The organism is Thermoflavifilum thermophilum, from assembly GCF_900116565.1.
Taxonomy (GTDB): Bacteria; Bacteroidota; Bacteroidia; order Chitinophagales; family Chitinophagaceae; genus Thermoflavifilum; species Thermoflavifilum thermophilum.
The window spans coordinates 1,814,168-1,839,827 of the sequence record NZ_FPCJ01000001.1 but is presented as its reverse complement, the minus strand read 5'-3'; the positions used below and the strand labels follow the sequence as shown (position 1 = coordinate 1,839,827).

General features: G+C 45.9%; 24 protein-coding genes and 1 tRNA gene. 17 read left to right on the top strand and 8 right to left on the bottom strand.

The genetic code is table 11. The features are described 5' to 3' along the window. Positions 1 to 42 precede the first annotated feature (42 nt). From recG to BM367_RS07790, 3 genes are all read right to left on the bottom strand, one after another. Positions 43 to 2,157, bottom strand: a complete 2,115-nt coding sequence (gene recG, locus BM367_RS07800) for an ATP-dependent DNA helicase RecG (protein ID WP_092459560.1) — start codon at positions 2,155 to 2,157, stop codon at positions 43 to 45. 38 nt (positions 2,158 to 2,195) lie between these two features. After that, positions 2,196 to 3,551: a citrate (Si)-synthase, eukaryotic gene (locus BM367_RS07795; protein ID WP_092459558.1), complete on the bottom strand. Its 1,356-nt coding sequence runs from the start codon at positions 3,549 to 3,551 to the stop codon at positions 2,196 to 2,198. Between the two features lie 180 nt (positions 3,552 to 3,731). Next, positions 3,732 to 4,859, bottom strand: coding sequence for an LptF/LptG family permease (locus BM367_RS07790; RefSeq protein ID WP_092459556.1), 1,128 nt, complete (start codon positions 4,857 to 4,859; stop codon positions 3,732 to 3,734). A 72-nt stretch (positions 4,860 to 4,931) separates the two neighbouring features. On the opposite strand from BM367_RS07790, the gene BM367_RS07785 reads away from it, so the two are divergent. Both BM367_RS07785 and BM367_RS07780 read left to right on the top strand, forming a co-directional pair. Beyond that, positions 4,932 to 6,473 (top strand): ArnT family glycosyltransferase, encoded by a 1,542-nt coding sequence (locus BM367_RS07785; protein ID WP_092459554.1) that lies wholly within the window; start codon positions 4,932 to 4,934, stop codon positions 6,471 to 6,473. A 110-nt stretch (positions 6,474 to 6,583) separates the two neighbouring features. Continuing rightward, positions 6,584 to 7,231 (top strand): phosphatase PAP2 family protein, encoded by a 648-nt coding sequence (locus BM367_RS07780; protein WP_092459552.1) that lies wholly within the window; start codon positions 6,584 to 6,586, stop codon positions 7,229 to 7,231. Here BM367_RS07780 and tgt read toward each other — a convergent pair. Then, positions 7,220 to 8,353: a tRNA guanosine(34) transglycosylase Tgt gene (tgt, locus tag BM367_RS07775; RefSeq protein WP_222842594.1), complete on the bottom strand. Its 1,134-nt coding sequence runs from the start codon at positions 8,351 to 8,353 to the stop codon at positions 7,220 to 7,222. The two genes, BM367_RS07780 and tgt, sit on opposite strands and share 12 nt — an antisense overlap. A gap of 50 nt (positions 8,354 to 8,403) precedes the next feature. Here tgt and BM367_RS07770 point away from each other — a divergent pair, with 50 nt between their 5' ends. Together BM367_RS07770 and rsmG are read left to right on the top strand one after the other, a co-directional pair. Continuing rightward, positions 8,404 to 9,624 (top strand): glycosyltransferase, encoded by a 1,221-nt coding sequence (locus BM367_RS07770; protein WP_092459550.1) that lies wholly within the window; start codon positions 8,404 to 8,406, stop codon positions 9,622 to 9,624. Between the two features lie 3 nt (positions 9,625 to 9,627). After that, the gene (gene rsmG / locus BM367_RS07765; protein WP_245759933.1) at positions 9,628 to 10,281 is read left to right on the top strand and encodes a 16S rRNA (guanine(527)-N(7))-methyltransferase RsmG; all 654 of its coding nucleotides are present in this window, start codon (positions 9,628 to 9,630) and stop codon (positions 10,279 to 10,281) included. A gap of 7 nt (positions 10,282 to 10,288) precedes the next feature. Here rsmG and BM367_RS07760 read toward each other — a convergent pair whose 3' ends face one another. Continuing rightward, complete coding sequence (locus tag BM367_RS07760; RefSeq protein WP_092459548.1) at positions 10,289 to 11,740, bottom strand: LptF/LptG family permease; 1,452 nt, start codon at positions 11,738 to 11,740, stop codon at positions 10,289 to 10,291. Positions 11,741 to 11,809: 69 nt separating this feature from the next. Here BM367_RS07760 and BM367_RS07755 point away from each other — a divergent pair, with 69 nt between their 5' ends. After that, entirely contained in the window at positions 11,810 to 12,451 is a 642-nt protein-coding gene (locus tag BM367_RS07755) for a hypothetical protein (RefSeq protein WP_092459546.1), read from the top strand. Here the strand turns inward: BM367_RS07755 and BM367_RS07750 are convergent. Further along, positions 12,446 to 12,829, bottom strand: coding sequence for an START-like domain-containing protein (locus BM367_RS07750; RefSeq protein WP_092460969.1), 384 nt, complete (start codon positions 12,827 to 12,829; stop codon positions 12,446 to 12,448). The two genes, BM367_RS07755 and BM367_RS07750, sit on opposite strands and share 6 nt — an antisense overlap. A gap of 221 nt (positions 12,830 to 13,050) precedes the next feature. Here BM367_RS07750 and BM367_RS07745 point away from each other — a divergent pair, with 221 nt between their 5' ends. The 9 genes from BM367_RS07745 to BM367_RS07705 all read left to right on the top strand — a co-directional run bounded on the left by BM367_RS07745 (position 13,051) and on the right by BM367_RS07705 (position 20,747). After that, positions 13,051 to 13,926: a sigma-70 family RNA polymerase sigma factor gene (locus BM367_RS07745; RefSeq protein WP_222842593.1), complete on the top strand. Its 876-nt coding sequence runs from the start codon at positions 13,051 to 13,053 to the stop codon at positions 13,924 to 13,926. A 65-nt stretch (positions 13,927 to 13,991) separates the two neighbouring features. Further along, the gene (gene ffh / locus BM367_RS07740) at positions 13,992 to 15,311 is read left to right on the top strand and encodes a signal recognition particle protein (RefSeq protein ID WP_092459542.1); all 1,320 of its coding nucleotides are present in this window, start codon (positions 13,992 to 13,994) and stop codon (positions 15,309 to 15,311) included. 101 nt (positions 15,312 to 15,412) lie between these two features. After that, the gene (rpsP, locus tag BM367_RS12285) at positions 15,413 to 15,880 is read left to right on the top strand and encodes a 30S ribosomal protein S16 (protein WP_092459540.1); all 468 of its coding nucleotides are present in this window, start codon (positions 15,413 to 15,415) and stop codon (positions 15,878 to 15,880) included. Between the two features lie 47 nt (positions 15,881 to 15,927). Beyond that, on the top strand, positions 15,928 to 16,476 hold the full coding sequence (locus tag BM367_RS07730) for a ribosome maturation factor RimM (protein ID WP_092459538.1): 549 nt from the start codon (positions 15,928 to 15,930) through the stop codon (positions 16,474 to 16,476). Positions 16,477 to 16,488: 12 nt separating this feature from the next. Then, positions 16,489 to 17,190 carry a tRNA (guanosine(37)-N1)-methyltransferase TrmD gene (gene trmD, locus BM367_RS07725; RefSeq protein WP_092459536.1) on the top strand — a complete coding sequence of 234 codons (702 nt, stop codon included), beginning with the start codon at positions 16,489 to 16,491 and terminating at the stop codon, positions 17,188 to 17,190. 58 nt (positions 17,191 to 17,248) lie between these two features. Then, the gene (gene rplS, locus BM367_RS07720; protein WP_092459534.1) at positions 17,249 to 17,593 is read left to right on the top strand and encodes a 50S ribosomal protein L19; all 345 of its coding nucleotides are present in this window, start codon (positions 17,249 to 17,251) and stop codon (positions 17,591 to 17,593) included. 165 nt (positions 17,594 to 17,758) lie between these two features. Then, positions 17,759 to 18,037 carry a Sec-independent protein translocase subunit TatA/TatB gene (locus BM367_RS07715; protein WP_262509432.1) on the top strand — a complete coding sequence of 93 codons (279 nt, stop codon included), beginning with the start codon at positions 17,759 to 17,761 and terminating at the stop codon, positions 18,035 to 18,037. A 53-nt stretch (positions 18,038 to 18,090) separates the two neighbouring features. Further along, positions 18,091 to 19,536: an Asp-tRNA(Asn)/Glu-tRNA(Gln) amidotransferase subunit GatA gene (gatA, locus tag BM367_RS07710; RefSeq protein WP_092459532.1), complete on the top strand. Its 1,446-nt coding sequence runs from the start codon at positions 18,091 to 18,093 to the stop codon at positions 19,534 to 19,536. 44 nt (positions 19,537 to 19,580) lie between these two features. Beyond that, positions 19,581 to 20,747, top strand: coding sequence for a lytic transglycosylase domain-containing protein (locus BM367_RS07705; protein WP_092459530.1), 1,167 nt, complete (start codon positions 19,581 to 19,583; stop codon positions 20,745 to 20,747). Between the two features lie 46 nt (positions 20,748 to 20,793). Here the strand turns inward: BM367_RS07705 and BM367_RS07700 are convergent, their stop codons facing one another. Further along, positions 20,794 to 21,999, bottom strand: a complete 1,206-nt coding sequence (locus BM367_RS07700) for a phosphoglycerate kinase (RefSeq protein WP_092459528.1) — start codon at positions 21,997 to 21,999, stop codon at positions 20,794 to 20,796. Between the two features lie 36 nt (positions 22,000 to 22,035). Then, a complete protein-coding gene (gene gap, locus BM367_RS07695; protein WP_092459526.1) occupies positions 22,036 to 23,052 on the bottom strand; it encodes a type I glyceraldehyde-3-phosphate dehydrogenase in 1,017 nt (338 codons plus the stop codon). Between the two features lie 146 nt (positions 23,053 to 23,198). Here gap and BM367_RS07690 point away from each other — a divergent pair. The 3 genes from BM367_RS07690 (at position 23,199) to BM367_RS07680 (ending at position 25,651) form a co-directional block, all read left to right on the top strand. After that, positions 23,199 to 23,270 (top strand) — tRNA-Glu (locus BM367_RS07690). Positions 23,271 to 23,744: 474 nt separating this feature from the next. Then, positions 23,745 to 24,668: a glycosyltransferase gene (locus tag BM367_RS07685; protein ID WP_245759932.1), complete on the top strand. Its 924-nt coding sequence runs from the start codon at positions 23,745 to 23,747 to the stop codon at positions 24,666 to 24,668. A 35-nt stretch (positions 24,669 to 24,703) separates the two neighbouring features. Beyond that, the gene (locus BM367_RS07680; RefSeq protein WP_245759931.1) at positions 24,704 to 25,651 is read left to right on the top strand and encodes a decaprenyl-phosphate phosphoribosyltransferase; all 948 of its coding nucleotides are present in this window, start codon (positions 24,704 to 24,706) and stop codon (positions 25,649 to 25,651) included. The last annotated feature ends 9 nt before the right edge of the window (positions 25,652 to 25,660 follow it).

Here is a 25,660-nt window from a genome sequence, read left to right as displayed (position 1 = left end):
GGAATAACGTAAATATCGCTTCGATCGGTTGCTTTTGAGGGATTAAGAAATTTTACTCCAGTTGTTTTTTTTATGGTCCTGCTGGAGCCAGTTCAGCAAACACTGGTTTTCTGGCTGCATTAGCAGGGGATCCTGTTCCACCAGCCGCAGGGCTGCTTCCCGGGCCTGCATCAGCAAATCGTTATCCTTTACCACGTCGGCCAGTTTAAATTCCATCACACCACTTTGCCGGGTGCCTTCTATATCTCCCGGGCCTCTGAGTTGCAAATCTTTTTCAGCTATCAGAAAGCCATTATCGGTTTGGGTCATCACCCGGATTCGCTCCATGGCTTCCTTTCCTATTTCAGGTGCTGTGAGCAAAATACAATATGATGCATGCTCGCCGCGTCCTACCCTTCCCCTGAGCTGATGCAACTGGGAAAGGCCGAATTTTTCTGCACTTTCAATGACCATGATGGTAGCATTCGGTACGTGCACGCCCACTTCAATAACCGTGGTGGCAACCATAATATGAGTGATGCCTTGCACAAAACGTTGCATGTTGGTGTTTCTTACTTCAGGCGATTGTTGGCCGTGCACCATGCTGATGCGAAAATCCGGCTCGGGAAAATAGGCTTTTACTTCTTCATACCCCCGCATGAGGTTTTCGTAATCCAGCTTTTCTGATTCTTCTATCAATGGATATACAATATAAGCCTGGCGCCCCTGGCGGATCTGGGATTTTACGAAGTCCATTACCTGATGGCGCCTGTCGCTGGTTCGGTGTACTGTAATGATTTTTTTTCTGCCCGGTGGCAGCTGATCAATCACAGAAACATCCAGGTCGCCGTACACAGTCATAGCCAGGGTTCGCGGTATGGGTGTGGCGGTCATCACCAGTACGTGGGGAGGAATTTCGCTTTTTTCCCAAAGTGCAGCCCGCTGAGCCACTCCAAACCGATGTTGTTCATCAATCACAGCCAGCCCCAGCCGGGCAAACTGCACTGTATCTTCAATCAGAGCATGGGTACCAATTAACAGCTGAATGCTTCCGCTGGTTATACCTTCCAGGATCTGCTTTCGCTGCTGCCCACGAACATTGCCGGTAAGCAAAGCCACTTCCACAGGCAAACCCTCCAGAAGTTCTGTGATATGACGATAATGCTGCTGGGCAAGAATTTCTGTGGGCGCCATCAGGCAGGCCTGAAAGCCATTATCTACTGCCAGCAGCATAACCAGCAAGGCCACAATGGTTTTACCGCTGCCCACATCACCCTGGAGCAGCCGGTTCATCTGGTGACCGGAAAGCGTGTCGCGACGGATTTCCCGGATTACGCGTTTTTGGGCTTCGGTAAGTGAAAAAGGCAGGCGGTTATACAAGCTGTTGAACAATTCACCTACCTGTTGAAATACCCATCCCTTAGACTCATGATGATGGGTGTTGCGCAGCATGGCTATGCGCACCTGCGACAGAAAAAGCTCTTCGAATTTCAGGCGACGGCGCGCTACTTCGGCTTCCTGCCAGCTCCCCGGAAAATGAATTGCCCGGAAAGCCTTGCCACGATCCATAAGCTGGTAGGTCTCACGCACAGATACAGGGATATTTTCCGGAATATCATTTTCCCGGATTTTTTCCCAGAATGCCGCCATGATACGGGCCATGCCCCGGCTGTTAAGTCCTCGTGCCCTGAGTTTTTCCGTAGAAGGATAAACCGGCTCAAAGGCCCATCCGGCCTGCGCCTGGTGTGGATCGCTCAGTTCGGGATGAACAATCTGCGGAATACCGTTGAAAAAGGAAAGCCGGCCAAACACCAGATAGGTTTTGCCGGTGAGAAGGCTTTTCTTCACCCATTGCCAGCCATTAAACCAAATCAGCTGCACAAATCCAGTGTCATCGTGCAACTCTGCCACCAGTCGGGCTGTACTGCTCCATCGGGTGCCTTCCGTCTGATGAATCTGGGTGATTAAACCTTTCACCTGGACATACTCCTGGTCGGCCGTCAACCTGGCAATGGGAGTAATTTCCGAACGGTCATAATACCGGTAAGGGAAAAGCATCAGCAAATCACGGCCTGTGAAAATCCGGAGTTCTTTTTTCAACAACTCAGCCCGCTGGGGGCCAACCCCTTTGATGTACTCCACCGGAATACTCCATATGGATGTTGCATATGCCGGCATGGCCGATATATCAATCAAATAATTCTGGACAGCATGAATCAGGATTCTTCACTACCCGCATGCGTGGAATGTTCCACCGACTGGAGTTGCCCTTTTACAAACTGCTCCAGCCATTCGGTGGTTACTGATTTGGGTCGCTCGATAGGCAGCCCCAGTGCACGATCCCAGCAAAGAGAGGCCAGTACGCCCAACGATCGGGAAACGCCGAATAAAACGGTGTAAAACTCATACTCAACCAATCCATAATGCTCCAGCAAGGCACCGGAGTGTGCATCTACATTGGGCCAGGGGTTTTTCACCTTACCCAGTTCCTGCAAGATGGGTGGCACTACTTCGTAAATACGCCAGACCAGGTTCACCAGTTCATCGTCGGGTAAATGTTTTTTGGCAAAATCCATCTGAGCCAGAAAACGAGGATCGGTTTGCCGCAGCACAGCGTGCCCATACCCGGGTATTACCTTGCCTTCGCTCAGGGTTTTGTGCACAAATGCGGCAATTTGTTCCTTGCCGGGCAAACCACCACCCAGTTCCTGCTGCATGTTCTTAATCCACTTGATGACTTCCTGATTGGCAAGCCCATGCAAAGGCCCGGCCAGGCCATTCATCCCGGCCGAGAAAGCCAGATAGGGATCGCTCAAGGCCGATCCTACCAGATGCACGGTATGTGCGCTTACATTACCTCCTTCATGATCGGCATGAATGGTCATGTACAGCCGCATCAGTTCATAGAAGCTTTCATCGTCATAACCCAGCATGTGAGCGAAATTGGCCGCCCAGTCAAGGGAATGATCGGGTTGTATATTATCACCCCCCTTGTATTTGCGACGATAGATATAAGCAGCAATACGAGGCAGACGGGCAATCAGGTTCATGGCATCTTCAAAAGTATAATCCCAATAGTCGGCCTTTCCTATTTTACCCGAAGCATAGGCTTTGGCAAAACGGGATTCAGTTTGCATAGCCATGATGCCTATTGTAAACATTGTCATGGGATGTGTGGATAAGGGTAAGGCATCAATAGCATCAAACACATGATTGGGCACATGGGAGCGCCTTCCCCATGCATTCGACATATCAATTACATCCTGTTCAGTGGGCAATTCACCCAGAAGCATCAAATAAAATAATCCTTCTGGCAGGGGCTCATGCCCTCCGGGAGCTTTGGGCAATTGTTTGCGCAACTGCGGAATGGAATAACCCCGAAAACGGATGCCCTCATTGGGATCCAGCAAAGAAGTTTCCGTAACCAAACCAATCACTCCACGCATGCCCTGGTATACCTGCGATAAAGTAATTTCACCGATTTTGGTATGACCATATTCCTGCATTAATTTCCTGACGCGGGCAGCCTGTTCATCGGCTTTGGCCTTGAATTTTTCTTTTAAAGTACTCATACTACCAGTTTTATTGCTGAATAAACAATTATGTTCCCCCCGGACGGATTGTTTGACAACAGACAACGGGAAAGCAATGCTTCTAAATTGTACAAATTTAGGGATTTCATGGCAGGCAACAGGCAACTGATGAAAGATGATTTGCAAGGCTGCCAGGTATGCACGACGATGATCGTCTGATCACTTGGGCGCGCGGCGTAACAAAGCAAATGCAACGGCTCCAAACAGCACATTGGGCAGCCATACCGCTACGAAAGGCGAAAGATTGCCTTTGACAGAAAAGGTATAGGAAAACTGCAACACTACTATATAAGCCGAACCAATCACAATTCCGATAGCCAGATGCAAACCGCTACCGCCCCTCACCTTCCGGCTCGCAATGGCCACACCAATCAAGGTTAGAATCACAACCGCTACCGCTGAGGCATCCCGGCGATATTTTTCCACGTACAACGCATTGATGCCTTCGCTTCCACGTAATTTTTCACGGGCAATATAGGCGTTCAGCTCAGGTGTGGTAAGGGTTTCAGTGATATTGCTTCGTTGAATCAGATCTTCCGGCGATAGTGGAATCTTCAGGCTGGTATCGGCTATCTGCCGGGCTGTTTCCTGCAAACCATTGAACGTACGGATGACACAAGGCCCCGTATTCCAGGTTTTATGCGTGGAGTCCCAGCGTACATTCTGCGCCTCCAGCCGGTAATACAAGTCCTGGTTGCGGATTTTTTCCAGCTTAAACCCTGAAGCATATTTGTAAATCGGATCATAAATATACATCGTCACGTAGCTGAAACTATCGATGCGCAGATGTACATTGCTGATTTGCTTGCTTTCATCTACATCATTCACATATTTATCCTCAAAGGCATCCCTTATCCTGTCAGCACGCGGAACCACCCATCGGTTGCCAGCCCAGAGCAATATACATAACAACACCCCCCCCACCCAATAAGCGCGGAGCATGCGTCGAAAACTGATACCAGCGCTTAGCATGGCAATGATTTCAGAACGATAAGCCAGCCTGGAAGTGAAAAAAATAACAGCAATAAATACAAACAAAGGAAACAGCAAAGCCGCAATGTGCGGAATAAATCCAATGTAATATTCAAAAATCAGTTGTTTTATAGAAAGATGGCTCTTCACAAAATCATCCAGTTTCTCGGAAATATCAATCACCACGGTAATAACAATCAAAATACCAATGGCATAAAAAAATGTTCCCAGAAATTTACGCAGAATGTACCAGTCGAGTTTCCGCATATACAACATCCATTGGTTCCATGAATCAGCAAAGATAATGCTTTGCATATCGGCACGGGTATCTGCGAGCAGAAGCTGTTGTGTTTTTGCATTATTTTAGCTACACGTAAACCACGTTGCATGCGCTTTTCTGCAAAACCATATGCAGGCTCCATTGCTTTGCTGATTTTTATCACCACACTTCTGCATCTCGTTCTTGCATTTGTACTGCCGTTAGGAAACGATGAAGTGTACTACTGGACCTATGCCTTGCATCCGGCATGGAGTTATTTTGATCATCCACCTATGGTAGGTTGGTTGATATGGCTTACCACGCTGGGTACGCACCTGCATCAGGAATTGTTTGTGCGGCTGGGTGCCGTGCTGTGTTCAGCCCTCACGATGTATGTGGTATATGATACTGGCCGCATGGTACGCAATGAACGTACCGGGTGGATAGCTGCTCTATGCTATGCATGTGCTTTGTACAGCAGCATCCTGGCGGGCGTATTCATACTGCCCGATTCGCCGCAGATCCTCTTCTGGTGGCTGGCCTTGCGAAGCCTGCTGCGCATAGCAAATGATGATACCGATAAACCGCTTGCATGGCTGGCTTTCGGAATATGGACAGGCCTGGCTACCCTGAGCAAGATTCATGGAATTTTTCTTTGGATGGGAGCTGCTTTGTATCTGCTGCTGTTTCGCCGGAAAACCCTGAAGAATCCATATGTTTACGTTGCTGCAGGTATCACCCTCATTTGCATCATACCTATCCTGATCTGGAATGTACAACATCATTTCATCACCTATACCTATCACAGCCAGCGGGTAGATGTAGCACAATCGCACATTCACTTGAATTATTTTGTAACGGAAATTTTAGGCGAATGTTTTTACCATCATCCATTGCTGTATATACTTACCTGGATTTGCTTGATACAGATTTTCCGGAAAAAATTTCAAGCCCTTACACCACAAACCATCCGCATATTGCTTTCTTGCAGCTTGCCGCTGATCGGTATTTTGCTTGGCATATCTCTTTTTCGTAGCATTTTGCCACACTGGAGCGGACCGGCATACAGCAGCCTGCTTTTGCTGGTAGCGGCTTACATAGATGCACGCCATGTATCAGAGAAAAAATTTCCTGTTGTGATAAGATGGGTGATGAGCATATTTCTGGTTATCATCCTCGGAGGATGCTGGATGATTATGGATTATCCCGGCACGGTCGGCAGCCATGATCCGATGGAATACGGTTCGGGAGATTTTACACTCGATATGTACGGATGGCGCAAAATCAGTCAGCAGTTTCAGCAGGTTTATCAGCATGACGTACAAGAAGGACGTATGCCCAAAGATGCTTTTATCGTTGCCGGCAAATGGTTCCCTCTGGCACATGAACAATTCTACATCAGCTATTATACGCATCAGCCCATGCAGGGAATAGGAGCGATAGATGATTTACATGAATATGCCATCTGGCGTCCTCAACCCAGGCAGCTAAAACCTGGTGATGATGCATATTGCATCGTGCCTTCCAACTATTATTTCGACGTGTATGCTACTTATGGTCCTTTATTTCAGCATATTGATACTCCAATGGTAATCCCTCAATATCGGGGAGGTCGGCTTGCCCGAAAATTCTTTATTTACCGCCTGCATCATTTCCAAACCCTACATTAACTAAAAATTAATTTCCTTTTCAAATTTTCTTCAGCATCTTTTTTAAACTTAGCATCGATATAGAAAAACAGCAAGCACAGATAACCTATCAACCAAGACTGATAGTGAATATGAAACATGAAATTTTCCTGGTTCACAACTTCATTAAAAGTTTTTTACTTGATTTTCCGCGCTGGGACCTTCATCTTTTGGAGAAATTAAACCTCCATCATGCTCCCACCTGGGATGCTGCTATGAATATAATCACCTACAGTGCTGCTTATGTGAGCATATTGATTCCACTGATTTGCTTTTATGTTGCTTTTCGTCAGAAAGATGCTTATATACGAATAAAGGCCTGGTTCGTAATTTCTTGCTTAGTTACTGCCAGCCTATGTTCATGGAGTCTTAAAAATATAGTACAGCGGCCAAGGCCATGGCATACTTATGCTTTCATTGAGAAAAAGACGAGTGGTGGCGGTTGGTCATTTCCTTCCGGACACACCACGGGTGCATTTGCTGTAGCATTTTCCATGAGTATTGCCTTTCGCAGAAAACGCTGGATGATGCCTGTATTGCTGGGATGGGCCTCTGTGGTAGGCTATTCCCGGATGGATCTGGGTGTACACTATCCATCAGATATATTGGGCGGAATTTGCATAGCAGCACTTGTTGTGGGCCTGAATTATATTTTTTTCAAAAAAGCATTTCAGCGCTATCAGGATAATATGTGGAAATATAATATCGTAAAGTCTGATCCACCGGATTTACAATCTTGATTTCAAACGGGGGATGATTTCATTTTTCCAGGAAAGAAAATCGCCCTGCAGGATATGTTTGCGGGCTTCCCTCACCAATTGCAGGTAAAAGCTGAGATTATGCAGGGTTGCGATTTGCAGGCCCGTGATTTCATTAGATACAAACAGATGACGCAAATAGGCTTTTGAATAATACGTGCTTACGGGGCCTGTGGTATTTTCATCAATCACAGAAAAATCGGTTGCCCATTTTTTATTGCGGATATTGATGATACCTTGCCAGGTAAACAACATGCCATTGCGTCCGTTGCGGGTGGGCATCACACAATCAAACATATCCACACCCAAAGCAATGCTTTCCAGAATATTCCAGGGCGTACCCACTCCCATCAAATATCGAGGTTTGGTTGGAGGCAAAATCTCATTCACCAATGCCGTCATTTCATACATCATTTGTTCCGGCTCACCCACACTCAATCCGCCAATGGCATAACCGGCCGTTTCTTTTGCTGCAATATATTCAGCTGAAGCCCTACGCAGATCAGCATATACACTTCCTTGCACAATCGGGAAAAGCGTTTGCGAATAACCATATAAACCCTGTTCCTGAAAACATGCGAGGCAGATATCCAGCCAGCGATGGGTAAGCTGCAAAGAATTGCGGGCATAAGCATGCGTGCAGGGATAAGGCGTGCATTCATCAAATGCCATGACAATATCGGCTCCGATCCGGCGCTGGATTTCCATCACACGCTGAGGAGAAAAAAAATGCCTGGAACCATCAATATGCGACTGAAACCACACGCCTTCTTCGGTAATCTTTCTGATTTTGGCAAGGGAAAAAACCTGATATCCGCCGCTATCAGTAAGCAAAGCCCGGTTCCAGTGCATAAACCGATGCAGACCTCCCGCTTGCTGGAGTATATCTGTACCCGGCCGCAAATACAAATGATAGGTATTGCCTAAAATAATGGGTGCCTGCAAATCCTGATCGAGCTGTTGCTGCAAAAGTGTCTTCACCGCACCGGCAGTACCTACCGGCATAAAAATGGGTGTTTCAATTACCCCATGATCTGTGGTAATACATCCCGCCCGTGCTCGGCTATGTACATCTTCCCGAACAATATGAAAACCAATAGCCATAAACGGCTGCAAAGTTATCCGGAATTTACCGTAGATGCTTTTGTTTCCAGATGCATAAATTTAGTAGGTTTGCATCCGCTCTTGAGCGACTGTTGCCTGATATGCCACCCATAGATGTATCCCTGCTGATCTGGATTGGTTTTTTGCTGGTTGCCGGCTTGCAATTGTTTTATTACTTATTTTTTTTCAGACGTCTGGCATTTTACAAAACAGATGAAGCCATTGCACAAATTCCCAATTCTTTTCCATTAAGCATCATCATCTGTGCGCGGGATGCAGAACATCTGCTTCGCAAAAACATGCATTACTGGCTGCAGCAACGATATTTGAAAGCTGAGGGAACACCCAATTATGAATTGTTGATCGTAGATCATTGCTCTGAAGACGATACCGCGCGTTATGTGCATGAACTTGCGGGTGCTTATCCGCATCTGCGTCTGATCAGGCTTTACCAGCATGCCAAAGGGATCCCCGGAAAAAAATTTCCGCTTTCTATAGGCATCAAAAGCGCAGCGTATGAACATGTGCTGTTGACAGATGCCGATTGCAGGCCTGCTTCTGTATGGTGGGCTGCCCGCATGAGCCAGGGCTTTCAGCCCGGAAAAGAAATTGTATTGGGATATGGTGCCTATGAAAAACAACCTGGATGGCTGAACAAAGTAATTAGATACGATGCCTTTTTCAGCGCCTTGCAATATTTGTCTTTTGCACTTGCCGGATATCCCTATATGGGCGTAGGCCGCAACCTGGCTTATCAGAAAGCCTTATTTTTCCGCCATAAAGGTTTTGTATCGCATCAACATATTCCTTCCGGCGATGATGATTTGTTTGTAAACCAGGCAGCTAACCGTCGCAACGTGGCCGTGGTACTACATCCAGATGCATTTACCTATACCCCTGCACGCAACTGCTGGAAATCGTGGTGGATGCAGAAAAAGCGACATCTGACCACGGGTAAATATTATCGCCGCTCTGATCAGCTGCGCTTAGGCTTATATGCTGCTTCACATATCGGGTTTTATGGGCTGTTGCTGCTGACTTTGTTGTTGCCACCTGCTCATCTGCCACCTGTTTGGTTCTGGGGTATTACGCTGGGTGTGGTGCTATGCAGGTGGATGATTCAACACATCATTCTGCGCAAAAGTATGAAGGTATTGCAGGAACATGATTTAAAGCCTTATTATCTGTTGTTTGATATCGCTTATTGTTTGTATTACCTTATTTTTACACCACTGGCTTTCAAACGCAAAGTAAGCAGCCAGTGGTCATAATTCATGATTTTGTCTTACATGCCTGAACAGGATATACAGAATTCAGCAGAACTGATATCGGCATATTTCCCAGATCTTACCCCTGCACAAAAAGCCCAATTTGCTGCATTGGCAGAACTGTATCATTTCTGGAATCAACGCATCAATGTGATTTCCAGAAAAGATATCCATGCTTTGTATGAACGACATGTGTTACATTCCTTAAGCATTGGATTGTGTTATCACTTTCAGCCCGGACAACAGGTTGTGGATATTGGCACCGGCGGCGGATTTCCGGGCATTCCGCTGGCAATCTTATTTCCCGAAACCCAATTTATTCTCATTGATTCTATTGGGAAAAAAATTCATGTGGTGCAGGATATCATACATCAACTGAAACTAAGCCATGTAGAAGCGCGTCAACAGCGGGCAGAAAAGATGCCTGCAGCCTGCTGTGATTATGCCGTGAGTCGGGCTGTTGCTCCTTTGCCTGTATTGTGGCAATGGGCCCGCCGTATGCTCAGAGCCGGAAAGGAAAACGGATTGATTTGCCTGAAAGGAGGAGATTTATCTGCAGAAATTCGCGATTGTGGCTGCAAGCCGGTGATTCATGCCTTGTATCCTTTGTTGCAGAGAGATTATTTTCAGGAAAAATATCTTTTGTTTGTTCCTGTTTAAACATGCTTTAGCCTTTTGAAAAAGGCCACCAGCCCATAAATCGTCGAACCGATGTCCGTATCTGTTTCCCCAGGCGATAGTAAAATTCTTTATTAAACAACTGAGAATCGTTCAGCGCTTTATACACCAGGAATACGGCAATCGGCACCAGCACCATGGTAGCCAGCCACATGCCCAACCAGGGAGCTAAAACCCCGTTTCGGGCCAGTTTTTCGCCAATGGTCGATATCACATTATACACCACAAAAAATCCTACGGCAAATACCAACGGAGTACCCAATCCGCCCTTGCGAATAATAGAACCCAGGGGAGCGCCGATTAAAAACAGCACCATGCAGGCAAATGACAAGGTAAACTTGCGATGCCATTCAATCTGGTGTTTGCGGATGCTATCAGCCAGATCTTGATAATTCTGAGCCGCAATTTGCAGCACCATGTTATCATCCTGTTCCACATTCATCTGAATTCTTTGCAATACATAGCTCAACGCAGAGTCGGGTATGGTTTCTATAAAATGCTGAACATGCGTAGGTACCGGCACCTGATGTGCCAGCCAGCCTGTGTCTTTCCACGCATAAAAAGCGTAGTGCGGTGTGATTTCTGACCTCACCCGGCGTCCCGGATCTTCCAGCTGCAAGCGAATGGAATCAATCGCCTGATTGAGCTGTTTTACATTCAACATCTGATAGGATCCAGCAAACAATTGAATGGGTGTGCGTGTAAAAGCAAATGAGCTCAGGTCAAAGATTTTCTGAAAGCGATGAAAATGTACGCGTACGAAATCATTCGATACTGCAGGCCTAAAGCCTCGTTCTTCATATTCCCAACCGTTGAATAAAGTGAACACCACATACCGCTTGTTGGGTGATTGTTCCATGATACCTCTCTCAGCCAGAATGAGCTTATCACTGGTGCTGATGCTGCGATCGTAAATCACCACATGATATATGGTTTTACCGTCGGGATCCTTATCCCCTACGCGGATAGCATAACCTTCCAGCTGATTGAAAAACACTCCTGGTTTAATGTTAAATCCATGTTTGAGATTGCGGATATCGTACAACAAGGAATCTCCATGCAGGTTAGCCCATGGAATGACATAATTGGAAAACAAAAAAGCAAGAATGGCAATGCAACCGCTTAAGATGATCAAGGGCTGCATAAAACGCATCAGGGAAATACCGGCCGATTTCAATGCAACCAATTCAAAGTTTTCACCCAAATTCCCAAACGTCATAATGGAGGAAAGCAAAATAGCCAGCGGAAGCGCAAGGGGAACCATTTGCGTGCTCATGTAGCCCAGCAATTTCAAAATAATGCCCATCTCCAATCCTTTTCCCACCAGATCATCAATATATTTCCACAGAAATTGCATGATCAGCACAAACAGGGTGATGAAAAAAGTAACCACAAAGGGTCCGAGAAAGGCCTTGATGATGAGCTTATCCAGTTTTTTCATCCCTGCCCGATTTTGTTTTTTGCTTCATCTTTGTTGCCAAATAGATACAGATAACCGAAAATCATACACATGAAAGGTCGCGAATCAGCAGCAAATTTAGGGCTTTCACCACAGGAACTGGAGTTGGTACTAAACAGCGAATGGATACTGATGAAAAACCAGATCATGCAAAAAGCCGTAGCCCTGATGGGGCAATTGCATGAGGCCCTGCGGCAGACTCTGGAAGGGTGGCATCTGCCCGAAGTATGGCTGCAGCCCGGTGCTAAAATATCCAGGGGCGAACATTATCAGGGCTTGCCCTATGTGATACTCGATTATCCGCGTTTCTTCAGCCAGCATGATGTGCTGGCCTGCAGAAGTCTGTTTTGGTGGGGACATTATTTTACCTGTACCTTGCATATCTCAGGAAATTTTCTCATCCAATATCGTCCGCTCCTGCTTGCCAGTTTTGAAAATTGCAAGCAACAAGGCTGGTGGGTGAGTTGTGGTGAGGAAGAATGGACCCATCAACTGCACGGGAGTGCTGACTATCAAGCTCTTGCACAACTTTCACACGATACCTATCAGTCCCTTCTGCAAGAGCGACGATTTCTGAAGCTGGTAAAAAGCTATCCCCTGCAGGAATGGAATGGTTTTGTTTCTTTTGCGGTGGAAAATTACAGCCAGTTGCTCAGATGTCTGGGGATGGCTCCGGATTCTATCTATTCATAAACTTCCGATACGATGTAAAAGTTCTTTTATCTGATAATCCCAAAGCCTTGATTGATCCTGAATTTCTTTTTTATCTGCAAAATCTTTTACAACCAGAACAGTTTCGTTGGTAACCTCTGATTTCTGAATGCGGAATTCAAAATATTCATCTTTCTGGCTGTTAAGCCACCGCAGGCGAATATACTCTTCGGGCTTTTGTTCGACGATCTGAGCTTTTTCTACAGATCCGTTCCAGGAAAAAGAAAATACATTATCCCGCAAATCCACCTTATCTGCAAACCATTCCTGCAGACCCGCTGGTGTTGCCAAAAATTCATACAAAATAGCCGGCGAACACCGTACAGGATACTCCAGCGTGTATTGAATGCGCTTGGTCATGCTCAAGAATTTAACAATCTTCTCAACATGCAAGTATAGAAAAATAATATATCCCTCAAAATATTTTTCAAATACCCTACACCTGTTTCCCTCCTGGATCCGACCCTGAAAAAGAAAAAAGCAAAGTATTTTTTTAATTTTTTGAAACAATCAAAAAAATATATATATTTGGCTGCACGCTTTTAACATTTTTTTTAACCTACAAAAATCCACCCACTACCATGTCGATGCGTCAGCTGAAGATTACCAAATCCATTACCAACCGTGAATCACAGTCCCTTGAAAAGTACCTGCAGGAAATTGGAAAAGTAGATTTGCTGAGCCCCGAAGAAGAAGTGGAATTAGCCATCCGCATTAAACAGGGCGATCAAAAAGCGCTGGAAAAGCTTACCAAGGCCAATTTACGCTTTGTGGTATCGGTTGCCAAGCAATACCAGAACCAGGGGCTTTCTCTCTGCGATCTGATCAACGAAGGCAATCTGGGGCTTATCAAAGCAGCTCAGCGATTTGATGAAACACGGGGATTTAAGTTTATTTCCTACGCTGTCTGGTGGATCCGCCAATCCATTCTGCAGGCATTGGCCGAGCAATCGCGCATTGTAAGGCTTCCATTGAACAAGGTTGGCCTTTCGAACAAAATCAGCAAAACCTATTGCCAGCTGGAACAGGAGTACGAACGGGAGCCATCTGCAGAGGAATTGGCCGAAGTCCTGGATATTCAGCCGGAAGAAGTAGAAGCCACCCTGGGGCTTTCTGGAAGACCCGTTTCTGTGGATGCTCCGTTTGCCGAAGGGGAAGAGGGCTCCCTGCTGGATATTCTGGAAAATCCCAACTCCGAAAGTGCTGATTTAGCCTTAACCTATCATGAATCACTGCGGCGGGAAATTGAACGTTCCCTTTCCACCCTTACCGAACGCCAGAAAGATGTGGTGAAATTGTATTTCGGGATAGGAGTGGAACATCCCATGTCGCTGGAAGATATCGGAGAAAAATTCGGCCTTACTCGCGAACGGGTACGCCAAATCAAAGACAAAGCCATCAATAAACTGCGTACGGCTTCGCGGTGCAAGCATCTGCGCCATTTTCTGGGTGCATAGACTGAGCCTCTCCTTTCGTTTTGGCCGGAAAGCGCATAATTTTGCACACCTAATGTGCAAATCAGATGTTTGAATCTTTATCGGAAAGGCTGGAATCGGCTTTTAAACAGCTTAAAGGCCAGGGCCGCATCACAGAAATCAATGTAGCATCCACATTGAAGGAAATTCGCCGCGCCCTGGTGGATGCAGATGTGCACTACAAGATTGCCAAAGAATTCACAGATCGGGTCAAAGAAAAAGCCCTCGGTGCGAAGGTCTTGCAAGCTGTGTCGCCCGGGCAGCTCATGGTAAAGCTTGTGCAGGATGAACTCACTGCGTTAATGGGCGGCCAAGCTGCCTCTCTTTCCCTGGAGCAAAAGCCATCCGTGATATTGGTTGTGGGCCTGCAAGGGTCTGGTAAAACCACATTTTCCGGGAAACTGGCTTATTTCATCCGCCAAAAGTTGCATAAATCACCCTTGCTCGTAGCTGCCGATATTTACCGACCCGCAGCCATCGAACAGCTCAAGGTCATCGGCCAGCAAATCCAGGTTCCCGTTTTTTCTGAAGAAGGTCTTCCGGCTGTGGAAATTGCCCGAAAAGCCGTTACAGAAGCCAAAAATCACGGTTATCAGGTGGTGATTATCGATACGGCCGGACGGTTGGCTATCGATGAAGCCATGATGCAGGAAGTAGCCGATATCAAAGCAGCTGTGAATCCGGAAGAAATTCTGTTTGTGGCAGATGCCATGACCGGCCAAGATGCCGTTAACACGGCAAAAGCCTTCCACGACCGGCTGGCTTTTACGGGTGTAGTCCTGACCAAAATGGACGGAGACACCCGCGGTGGCGCCGCACTTTCCATTAAATACACCATTCAAAAGCCTATCAAATTTGTAAGTGCGGGAGAAAAGCCCGATACACTCGATATATTTTACCCCGACCGGATGGCTCAGCGCATCCTGGGCATGGGCGATATTGTTTCCCTGGTGGAAAAAGCCCAGGAACAGTACGATGCCGAAATGGCCAAACGCCTGGAAAAAAAGATCCGCAAAAACCAGTTTGACTTAAACGATTTTAAAGAACAACTGGCGCAGATCCGAAAAATGGGTAACCTGAAAGATCTGCTCGCCATGATCCCGGGCATGGGCAAACAACTGAAAAATTTGGACCTGAACGACGATGCCTTTAAGGGCATTGAAGCCATCATCAATTCCATGACACCGGAGGAACGGGCCAACCCCGACATCATCGACGGCAGCCGGCGTCGCAGAATTGCACAAGGATCCGGACGCGACATTCAGGAAGTCAACCAATTCCTCAAACAGTTCGAACAAATGCGCCAGATGATGAAGATGATGAATAAAATGGGATCGATTAACCCTTTACACATCAGAAAAAATTAAAATCCGGATATCTATAAAATTTTCCTGAGAGATAATAGATTTTTCTTGAGGAATCTTGTAGTTTTGCACGCGATACTCGCAAAAAAATAATTCGTTTATTTATGCCAGTAAAAATCAGATTACAACGCCACGGAGCCAAAAAGAAACCATATTATTTCATTGTAGTGGCCGATTCCAGGGCTCCACGCGATGGGAAGTTCATCCAGAAAATCGGAATCTACAACCCCTTAACCGTTCCGGCCACCATTTCCATTGACCGAAACAAGGCCTTGCACTGGCTGCAGAAAGGGGCTCAACCTACCGATACAGTACGGCGCATTCTGTCCTTCAAGGGCATCCTCTACCTGAAGCACCTGCTCAGAGGTGTAAAACTGGGCTTGTTCGATGAACAAACAGCCTGGGAGCGTTTTGAAAAATGGAACGCAGAACATGAAAAGAAAATTGCTGCCCGGAGGGAATATCACAAAAAAGCCAGAATGCAACAGGCTACCCCGGTTGTGAAAAAAGTAGAGGATGAAGCGAAATCGGCATCCTCTTCCAATCCGGATGCAAAGCCTGCAGCTGAATAGCCGCGTATCTTTCGGAACAGCATCCATTCATCCTAAACCAATATCCATTGGCTCGTCTGGTCACGGGATATGCTGAAAATTATTATCCCGTCGGAAAAATAGTGGGAGTCAGGGGGATCAGGGGTGAAATGGTGGTACAGCACACCATGGGCGAAGATCCGGTGCTGGACCAATGGGAAGTGGTTTTTATTGAATTGAGGAAGCATAGCTTTATCCCGTATTTCATCCAATCTGCCCAGTTGCCCAACACCCACGAATTGTGGCTTCAGCTTCAGGAAATCCAAACCCGGGAACAGGCCCTTCCTCTCATTCACAAACAACTTTACCTTCCAGAGGAAGAATTTCGGGCCCGCGCCCCGCATTCTCCGTTTCAACTGTTGGGTTATGAAATTCACATCCAAGACAAATCATCCCCGGGGTGCCTGGGTCTGGTGGAAGAAATCATCGAAGCCCCGACCCAGCTGATTTTAAAAACTTTCTACCAGCAAAAAGAAATATTGATTCCGCTCAATGAACAGACATGGGTGGCTACTGATTCCAGGAAAAGGCAACTTCATCTTCGTCTTCCGGAAGGTCTTCTGGATGTGTATCTTTAAGGATTATTGGCTATGCGAATTGATATTATCAGCGCAGTACCCCAGCTACTGGAAAGTCCTTTCAGCCATTCCATCCTGAAAAGAGCACAGGATAAGGGTTTGCTGCATATCCAGGTACACAATCTGCGCGATTATACACCTTATTCACACAAGCAGATTGATGATTATCCCTACGGTGGAGGAGCTGGTATGGTACTGATGCCCGAACCACTGGCCAGGGCCATTGAAAGCCTGAAAGCACAACGTGCATACGATGAAATCATTTTCCTGACACCCGATGGCGAGCCCTTTACCCAGGCTGTTGCCAACCGGCTCTCTCTTAAACAGACCCTGATGCTGATTTGCGGCCATTACAAAGGCATTGATGAACGCATCCGGGAACATTTTGTAACCATGGAACTCTCCATAGGGGACTATGTCATTTCAGGAGGTGAGCTTGCGGCTGCCGTTGTTACCGATGCAGTTGCCCGGCTCATACCCGGCGTACTAAACGATGAAACTTCGGCTCTCAGCGATTCATTTCAGGATCAGCTGCTCTCCCCTCCTGTTTACACCCGGCCGGCCGACTTCCGCGGGTGGAAAGTGCCTGAAATTTTATTGAGCGGGGACCATGAAAAAATTGCCCGGTGGCGCTATGAAAAAGCACTTGAACGCACCCGGCAACGTCGCCCGCAGCTGCTTTCTCATTCCGAAGACCCGGAAAAAACAACCTAAAATTGTTCGGCACCAAAATCTTTTTTTATCTTTGCACACTCTTTAAAAGCTCACAGCTATGGATCCGATTAGCTTTGTTCATCAGCAACTGACTCCCGCCAAGGAATTTCCTCCTTTTAAGCCGGGCGATAATATCACCGTTACCTATCGGATTGTGGAAGGAAATAAAGAAAGAACCCAGTCTTTCAAAGGTGATGTGATTAAGCGACAAGGCCGCGGATACACGGCTACCTTTACGGTCAGGAAAGTATCGGATGGTATTGGCGTGGAAAGAACCTTCCCGCTCTATTCTCCTAACATTGAATCCATTGTGTTGAACAAGACCGGTAAGGTTAGAAGGGCTAAGCTCTATTACCTGCGCGAACGTTCCGGAAAATCAGCCCGTATTCGTGAAAAGCGCTGATGGATTGCTTCTCTGCTTTTAGCTGCCAGGTTTTTTTTGGGCTTCAAAGCAAAGATTAACTAAATTTTTCCACATCTTTATCGTCTGGGGGTAGGTTTTTCTCGTATATTGCTTATATATTTGTGGTGGTAATGGTTTATTTGGTTCACTAAAAACAGTGAGTTTATGTTACACAATTTTGCACACGGGGATTTGCTGATGCTGTTCAGCGAAGGCCATCTGTTTGTGATTGCACTGATAGCTTTATTGCTGTTTGGTGGCAAAAAAATCCCTGAACTCATGCGTGGGCTGGGTACTGGAATTCGTGAATTCAACGATGCTAAAAACAATGTTCGTCGTGAAATAGAAGACAGCATTCGAAAAGATGCTACGGCTACTCCTACCTCGTCACAGCCGACCAGCAATCCCACGGTGAGCTCGACCAATCCCTCTTCGGGGCAATAATCTATCCTTATACCTGATTAGGAAGAGGTATTTTTTCACCAAATGCCCGCACATTGTCTGTATTCAGAAATGTACAGGAATATCATGCGCATTTACTGGTAGGGGATGTTACCTGCGAACAGGTTGTTTCTGCCTATCTCGACCGCATCGCATTACATAAGCACCTCAACGCATTTATCCACCTATATGCCGAGGAAGCGCTTCATCGTGCCCGAGCTATTGATGCCCGCATTCAACGTGAGCGTACGCTAAAACGCCTTACAGGCGTTGTGTTTGGTATCAAGGATGTCATTGCCTATGCCCATCATCCGCTTACTGCAGCATCCCGCATGCTGAAGGATTTCAGATCAGTGTATTCTGCTACGGCTGTAGAGCGCCTGCTTCAGGAAGAAGCCATCATCATCGGCTCGCTGAATTGCGACGAATTTGCCATGGGTTCCAGCACGGAAAACTCATGGTTTGGACCCACCCTGCACCCCCTCAACCCTGATTATGTTCCCGGAGGATCATCCGGAGGCAGTGCGGCGGCCGTTAGTGCCGATTTGTGTATGCTTGCATTGGGCAGTGACACGGGAGGATCGGTCAGACAACCGGCTGATTTTTGCGGCATCATTGGCTTGAAACCTACCTACGGAAGGATCTCCAGACATGGATTGATTGCGTATGCTTCTTCTTTTGATCAGATAGGAATTTTTGGCAAGGATATTGCTGATGTGGCGACAACATTGGAAGTAATTGCCGGTCCCGATGAGTTTGATAGCACTGCCAGCCCATTGCCGGTTGAATCCTATCAACCTGTTAACAATCCAGAGCCACCAAGCATGAAACTGGCTTATATGAAAGAAGCCCTGGATCATCCCAGCCTGGATCGAGAAATGAAATCAAACATTGAAAAGCTCATCGACTGGCTCATTCAGAAGGGACATATTGTAGATGCCGTACATTTTAACTATCTTGACGTCATTGCACCCGCCTATTATGTGCTGACCACTGCCGAAGCTTCGGCAAATCTGGCCAGATACGACGGCGTGCGATACGGATACAGGGCATCAACGGAAGAGGGTGCCTCACTTGATATCTGCTACCAGAAAACCCGCTCCGAAGGATTCGGAAAAGAAGTAAAACGTCGAATCCTGCTCGGCACCTATGTGCTGAGTGAAGGATATTACGACGCTTATTACACCAAAGCCCAGCAGGTAAGGCGCTTGGTGGCTGAGGAGGCTTATCGGATATTGCATGAATACACCTGTTTGCTGATGCCTACCTTTCCCACTACCGCCTTCCGGCTCGGAGAAAATATGGACGACCCTGTAAAAATGTATCTGGGCGATTTATATACCGTTTTTGCAAACCTGGCCGGGCTACCAGCCATTTCCATACCGTTGTTCAGGCACAGCAATGGCCTGCCCTTCGGCTTACAACTGGTTGCAGGCAGGTTTCAGGAAAAAAAATTACTGGAAACAGCAGCTTATTTGTTGTCACATGGGTCAACAATCTGAATGTCTTTGTGCTGGTTAAATATGGTTTCATTAAAAGTTGAATTATGCATGTATGGAAAATGAATCTCCTGTTTGTGTTGATGCTGCCCGGCCTCACAGCCCGGAGCATGCCTTCGCTGGTAGATACCACCGGGAATTCCATGAAAAAAGACACCGTAATTTCATTAAATGAATACAGCGATGCGAAAGCTGCTTCAGATGATCAACCAGATATCATCAGTCTGGCTACGCCTCTTTCAGCCGGTGCCAGTATTCTTACCAGCAATCTGAACAGTTATGTCTCACGCTTCATTTCCCGGTATTGGGCTGAAAATCGCAACCATCTGCAGGCTATTCAGCTCAAGAGTCCGCCTTATTTCAAGGTGATTGACCAGATTTTTTCCAAATACGGCATTCCGAAAGAATTACGTTATTTGGCCGTAATTGAATCAGAATTAAATCCCAACGCCGTCTCAAGAGTGGGCGCTGTGGGCTTGTGGCAACTGATGGCTGGAACAGCCCGGCTGCTGGGCCTGACGGTAAACAGGCATCGGGATGATCGGAGAAATGTGTACAAATCCACCGTTGCGGCTGCGAAATATCTTGCCGATTTGTATGACACCTTTCATGACTGGATTCTGGTTGTAGCTGCCTATAATTGCGGACCTGTGGCTGTACTGGATGCTATGCAGAAAAGCGGTAGCAGTAATTTTTTCGATCTCGAAAAATATCTTCCATCTGAAACCCGCAGCCATGTTATGCGTTTTCTGGCAACGGCCTACACCTTAGGACGTGTTTCTTCCTTCTTCGGATTGGATGAAGCTCAACCAGATGGTGATGAGCTGTCATCCGATAGGAATGCAGTTACAGATATTCAAAGCCTATCCCTTACAGGCCGGTATGCCTTGCCGGTGATTGCACAATTCCTTGAAATAGACATTAATACTTTAAAACGACTGAATCCTGATTGGGACAAACAATCAGCCAATAACACCTTAAGCCTAAACCTCCCGGCCGATAAAATAAGTTTGTTTAAAGCCCGACAGCAAACAATTCTGAACGAATCACAGCAACTGTTTCTGGAAAACAACAGGCTTGAAATGAATGCAAAGCAAGCATACACGGATACTCGAAAACAAGTACACCCAACGACTCGAAAAAGCCCCACCAAGGTAAAAGGAAGGATAAGCAGATCAAGTGCATCATCCCATACACACAAAAAAGCCTCCTGAAACGGAGGCTTTTTTATTTTATAAAGTGCAAGTTCAAAGCCTACTACTAAACCTTTTGGCTTTCTCGAATAGCTGCAATGCCAGGGAGTACCCTTCCTTCAAAATATTCCAGCAAAGCTCCGCCACCGGTAGAAACATAACTTACTTTATCTTCCAGGCCAAATTGGTGCAGGGCGGCAACAGAATCACCTCCGCCCACCAGTGAAAATGCACCCGCCTGCGTGGCCTGTACTACAGCTTCTGCGATGGCTTGTGTGCCACGCTGAAACGGAGAAAGCTCAAATACGCCCATAGGCCCGTTCCAAAGAATGGTTTTGGCTTGCAGGATGGCCTGTTTATACTTTTCTATGGTTTGCGGGCCAATATCAAGCCCCATCTGATCGACTGGAAAATGATCATGATCTACTACTTGCGTAGGTGCGTCAGCCGCCACCTGAGGTGCAACAACAGAATCCACAGGCAAATAAACTTCTACACCCTGTTTGCGGGCTTTTTGTAAAATATCTGCAGCTAGCTCAAGCTTATCTGTTTCACAAAGAGATTTGCCAATTTCCTGACCCTGGGCTTTCAGAAAGGTATATGCCATTCCACCGCCGATCACCAAACCATTTACACGAGGCAAAAGATTGGTGATGATCCCTATTTTATCAGAAACCTTTGCTCCGCCAAGCACTGCCACAAAAGGCTTTTCTGCATGATGCAGCACGCGCTCGGCATTTTTCACCTCGGCTTCCATCAACAGGCCAAACATCTTGCGGTCGGGAGGAAAAAATTGGGCAATCACAGCCGTGGAAGCATGCGCCCGATGAGCCGTGCCAAAAGCATCGTTCACATACACGTCACCTAATTGCGCCAGTTGCTGGGCAAATACGGCATCACCTTTTTCCTCCTCCGGATGAAAGCGCAGATTCTCTAACAACAGTACCTCACCAGGCTGAAGCGCCTTTGCTTTTTGCAAAGCCACATCCCCCACACAATCCTCCGAGAATTCAACCCTTGTGCCTAACAACTCAGACAAATGTCCAACCAGATGCCGTAAAGAATATTTATCTTCTGGCCCCTTTTTAGGCCTGCCCAGGTGTGACATTAGAATCACAGCACCTCCATCCTGGCGAATTTTCTGGATAGTGGGCACAGCCGCACGCATGCGGGTATCATCGGTAATCTGAAAATGCTCATCCAGCGGGACGTTGAAATCAACCCGGACAAGGGCTTTATGGTTGCGAAAAGAAAACGATTGAAAATCCGGCATACTCCATCATATTGGAAAACAAAAAATACAAAATATTTACTGCTTGATCAGCCGGGCAAAATATTTCAGTGTACGCACCAGCTGTGACACATAGCTCATTTCATTATCGTACCATGCCACGGTTTTTACCAGTTGCTGGTCACCCTGGGTCAGCACTTTGGTTTGCGTAGCATCGAACAACGAACCATAGGTCATGCCGATGATATCGCTGCTGACGATTTCATCTTCCGTATAGCCAAAGCTCTCATTGGAAGCAGCTTTCATGGCTGCATTTACCTCTTCCACCGTAACCTTTTTCTTCAGAATGGTGATCAGTTCAGTCAGCGAGCCGGTGATGGTGGGCACGCGTTGGGCAACGCCATCGAGTTTGCCGTTGAGGTTGGGCAATACCAGGCCTATTGCTTTGGCTGCACCCGTTTTGTTGGGCACAATGTTCATGGCAGCCGCGCGGGCACGCCGCAAATCACCTTTGGGATGGGGGGCATCCTGGGTATTCTGATCATTGGTATAGGCGTGAATCGTGGTCATCAATCCGGCCACAATGCCGAATTTTTCATCCAGTACCTGCGCCATGGGCGCCAGACAATTGGTTGTACAGGATGCACAGCTGATAATGGTTTCCGAACCGTCCAGAATATGATGATTGACATTAAATACAATGGTCTTCAGGTCACCCGTTGCTGGAGCGGAGATAACCACTTTCCTGGCCCCGCCTTTCAAATGGGCTTCGGCCTTGGTTTTATCGGTAAAATGTCCGGTGCATTCCAATACTACATCCACCTCATGTTTACCCCAGGGTATTTGCGAAGGATCTTTCTGGGCATAAATCATGATTTCTTCGCCGTTGACAATAATGGACTGATCTGTTGATTTCACTTCCTCGTGAAAACGTCCCTGAGCAGTATCGTATTTCAGCAAATGAGCCAGCACAGCCGGGCTGGTTAGATCATTTATAGCCACCACGTCCACATCTTCCATCTTGTAGATTTGCCGGAAAGCCAGACGGCCAATGCGTCCAAAGCCATTGATGCCGATTTTAACTTTTTGCGCCATTGTTGAAGGGATTTTATATGTGAAAAAATCAGTCGCAAAAGTACAAATTAATGCCATACTTCTTTTATAACCGAACTGACCGAACTGAGCATGCGGAAATTATTTGGCAGATTTCTGCATGGCACTTAACTTTGCAATCCGTTTCTGCCGCGTTGGTCAATCGGCTAAGACGCCTCTCTTTCACGGAGGAATGACGGGTTCGACTCCCGTACGCGGTACAAGGTTAACACCAGTTTGCTCTTTTCATTGGATATTTCTCGCACACTTCTTCTCGTTCCCTGAATTTTTTACAGTATATGCCAATTGAGCGGCTGCATCAACCCCGCTTCCCATTAGCTTTGTGAAAAAGCAGTTTGCTTAACTCGAAACACAGAAGCATGTTAATCTCCGGCAGAAATATTGTCATTATCGGCCTCCAGCCCTGGTATACCGATATCGGAAGCAACTGCAAACACATTGCTACTACTCTGGCAACAGCGAATCAAGTGCTCTATGTGAATATTCCACTCAATAGAAAACTCCTTCTGTTCAAAAAAAGATATCCGGAACTTGCCTATCACTTTGAAGTAGCTCGTGGTACCAAACCCGCATTAGTGCAAATAGATGATCACTTCTGGAATTTCTATCCCCCTACCATACACGAATCTATCAACTGGATTCGGTCGGCTTATGCATTTGATAAATTAAATTTTTTGAATAACAAACGATTGGCGAAGGACATTCATTGGGCAGTTACAGAACTGGGGTTTAAAAATTATTTGTTGTTTAATGATAATGATATTTTCAGAGGGTATTATCTGAAAGAACTGCTGCATCCTGAAATGTATATTTACTATTGCAGAGATTTTTTGCGTGCGGTTCCTTATTTCAGCTATCATGCAAATAGAATAGAACCGCTTCATATCAGAAAAGCTGATCTTGCTCTTTCCAATTCGCATTATCTCGAAGATTATTTAAAAGAATTCAATTCAAATAGTTTCTTCACCGGTCAGGGTTGCAACATTGAGTTGTTCAACGGATACAAAGTGTTTGATACTCCTGATGATATAAAGCACATTCCTCATCCCAGAATCGGGTATGTGGGGAATCTCTATGGACTGAGGCTTGATGAAGAAATCTTCTTCACAATTGCAAAATATAATCAGGACTGGCAAATCATCCTGATCGGACCGGAAGATGAATCGTTCAGAAAAAGTAAGCTGCATGATCTGACAAATGTGCATTTCCTGGGTAAAAAACCATTGGAAAGTCTTCCTGCCTACATACAATCAATTGATGTTTGCCTAAATCCGCAGCGGATAAATGAGTTAACAATTGGCAATTATCCGTTGAAGGTTGATGAATATCTGGCAATGGGAAAACCGGTCGTAGCAACCCAAACACATGCCATGAAAATGTTTGAAACATATTGCTATCTTGCTGAGAAGAAGGAAGATTTTCCGGTATTAATTAAGCAGGCTTTGCATGAAAATAATGCTCTTCTTGAAGAAGAAAGAAAATCCTTTGCCAGAAAGCACACCTGGGAAAATACTGTATCTATGATATCTGAATACATTATTTTGACGGAGAATCATATATTAAAACACCCAACCAAATCAACAGAAAGTAAGAGTTGATTGATATGCTTATTGTTCATTAAATTTCCATTCACATGTCTATTGTTTACTTTAAAACCGGGGAAAAAAGGGAAACATCAAAACTTGATATTTTTATCTCACATATCCTTCTTCTGCGGCCAGCTCACTGGATCAAGAATCTTTTTCTATTCATTCCATTGTTTTTTGCCGGTGAACTCCTGAATCTGCAGAAAATTTATGATGTATGTGTGGGTTGGTGTGCTTTTAGCCTGGCTGCAAGCAGCATTTACATTTTAAATGATATCAAAGACATAGAATCTGATCGCATCCATCCCGAAAAGCGTTTTCGTCCGCTTCCTGCAGGTAAGGTATCTATCCCACATGCCATTATGTTGATGTCTGTGAGTCTAATCGCCGGCTTTGTTATTTCATACTTCATCTCCTTAAAGTTTTTATTTATTGTTGGTCTGTATCTGATAGTAAATATTCTTTATTCGTTCGGATTAAAAAATATTTCCATTCTTGATATTCTGCTGCTTTCAGCAGGATTTAACCTGCGCATCAAGGCCGGAGGCGTAGCAGCTGATATTGGTGTATCCGAATGGCTCATGATCATGGTATTTCTGCTGGCATTGCTAATGGCTATTGCCAAAAGAAGAGATGATCTGCTGATCAAAGCTTCCACAGGAAAAGAGATGCGAAAGTCAATTGGTGGATATAATCTGGATTTCATGAATGTGAGCCTGGCATTGGTGAGTGCCATTATCATTGTGGCGTATTTAATGTATACACTTTCTCCTGAAGTGGAACACCGCTTCGGCACCTACCGATTATATTATACCGGATTATTTGTGGTGGCAGGTATCTTACGTTACTTACAGATTACCTATGTGCAAAACAGCAGTGGATCACCTACTAAAATTCTGTATAAAGATCGGTTTTTGCAAATCACCATTATGCTCTGGTTATTGAGTTTTTATTTTCTGATATATTTCCCGGATATTCACATTTTCGATCGGTAAATGTACAAG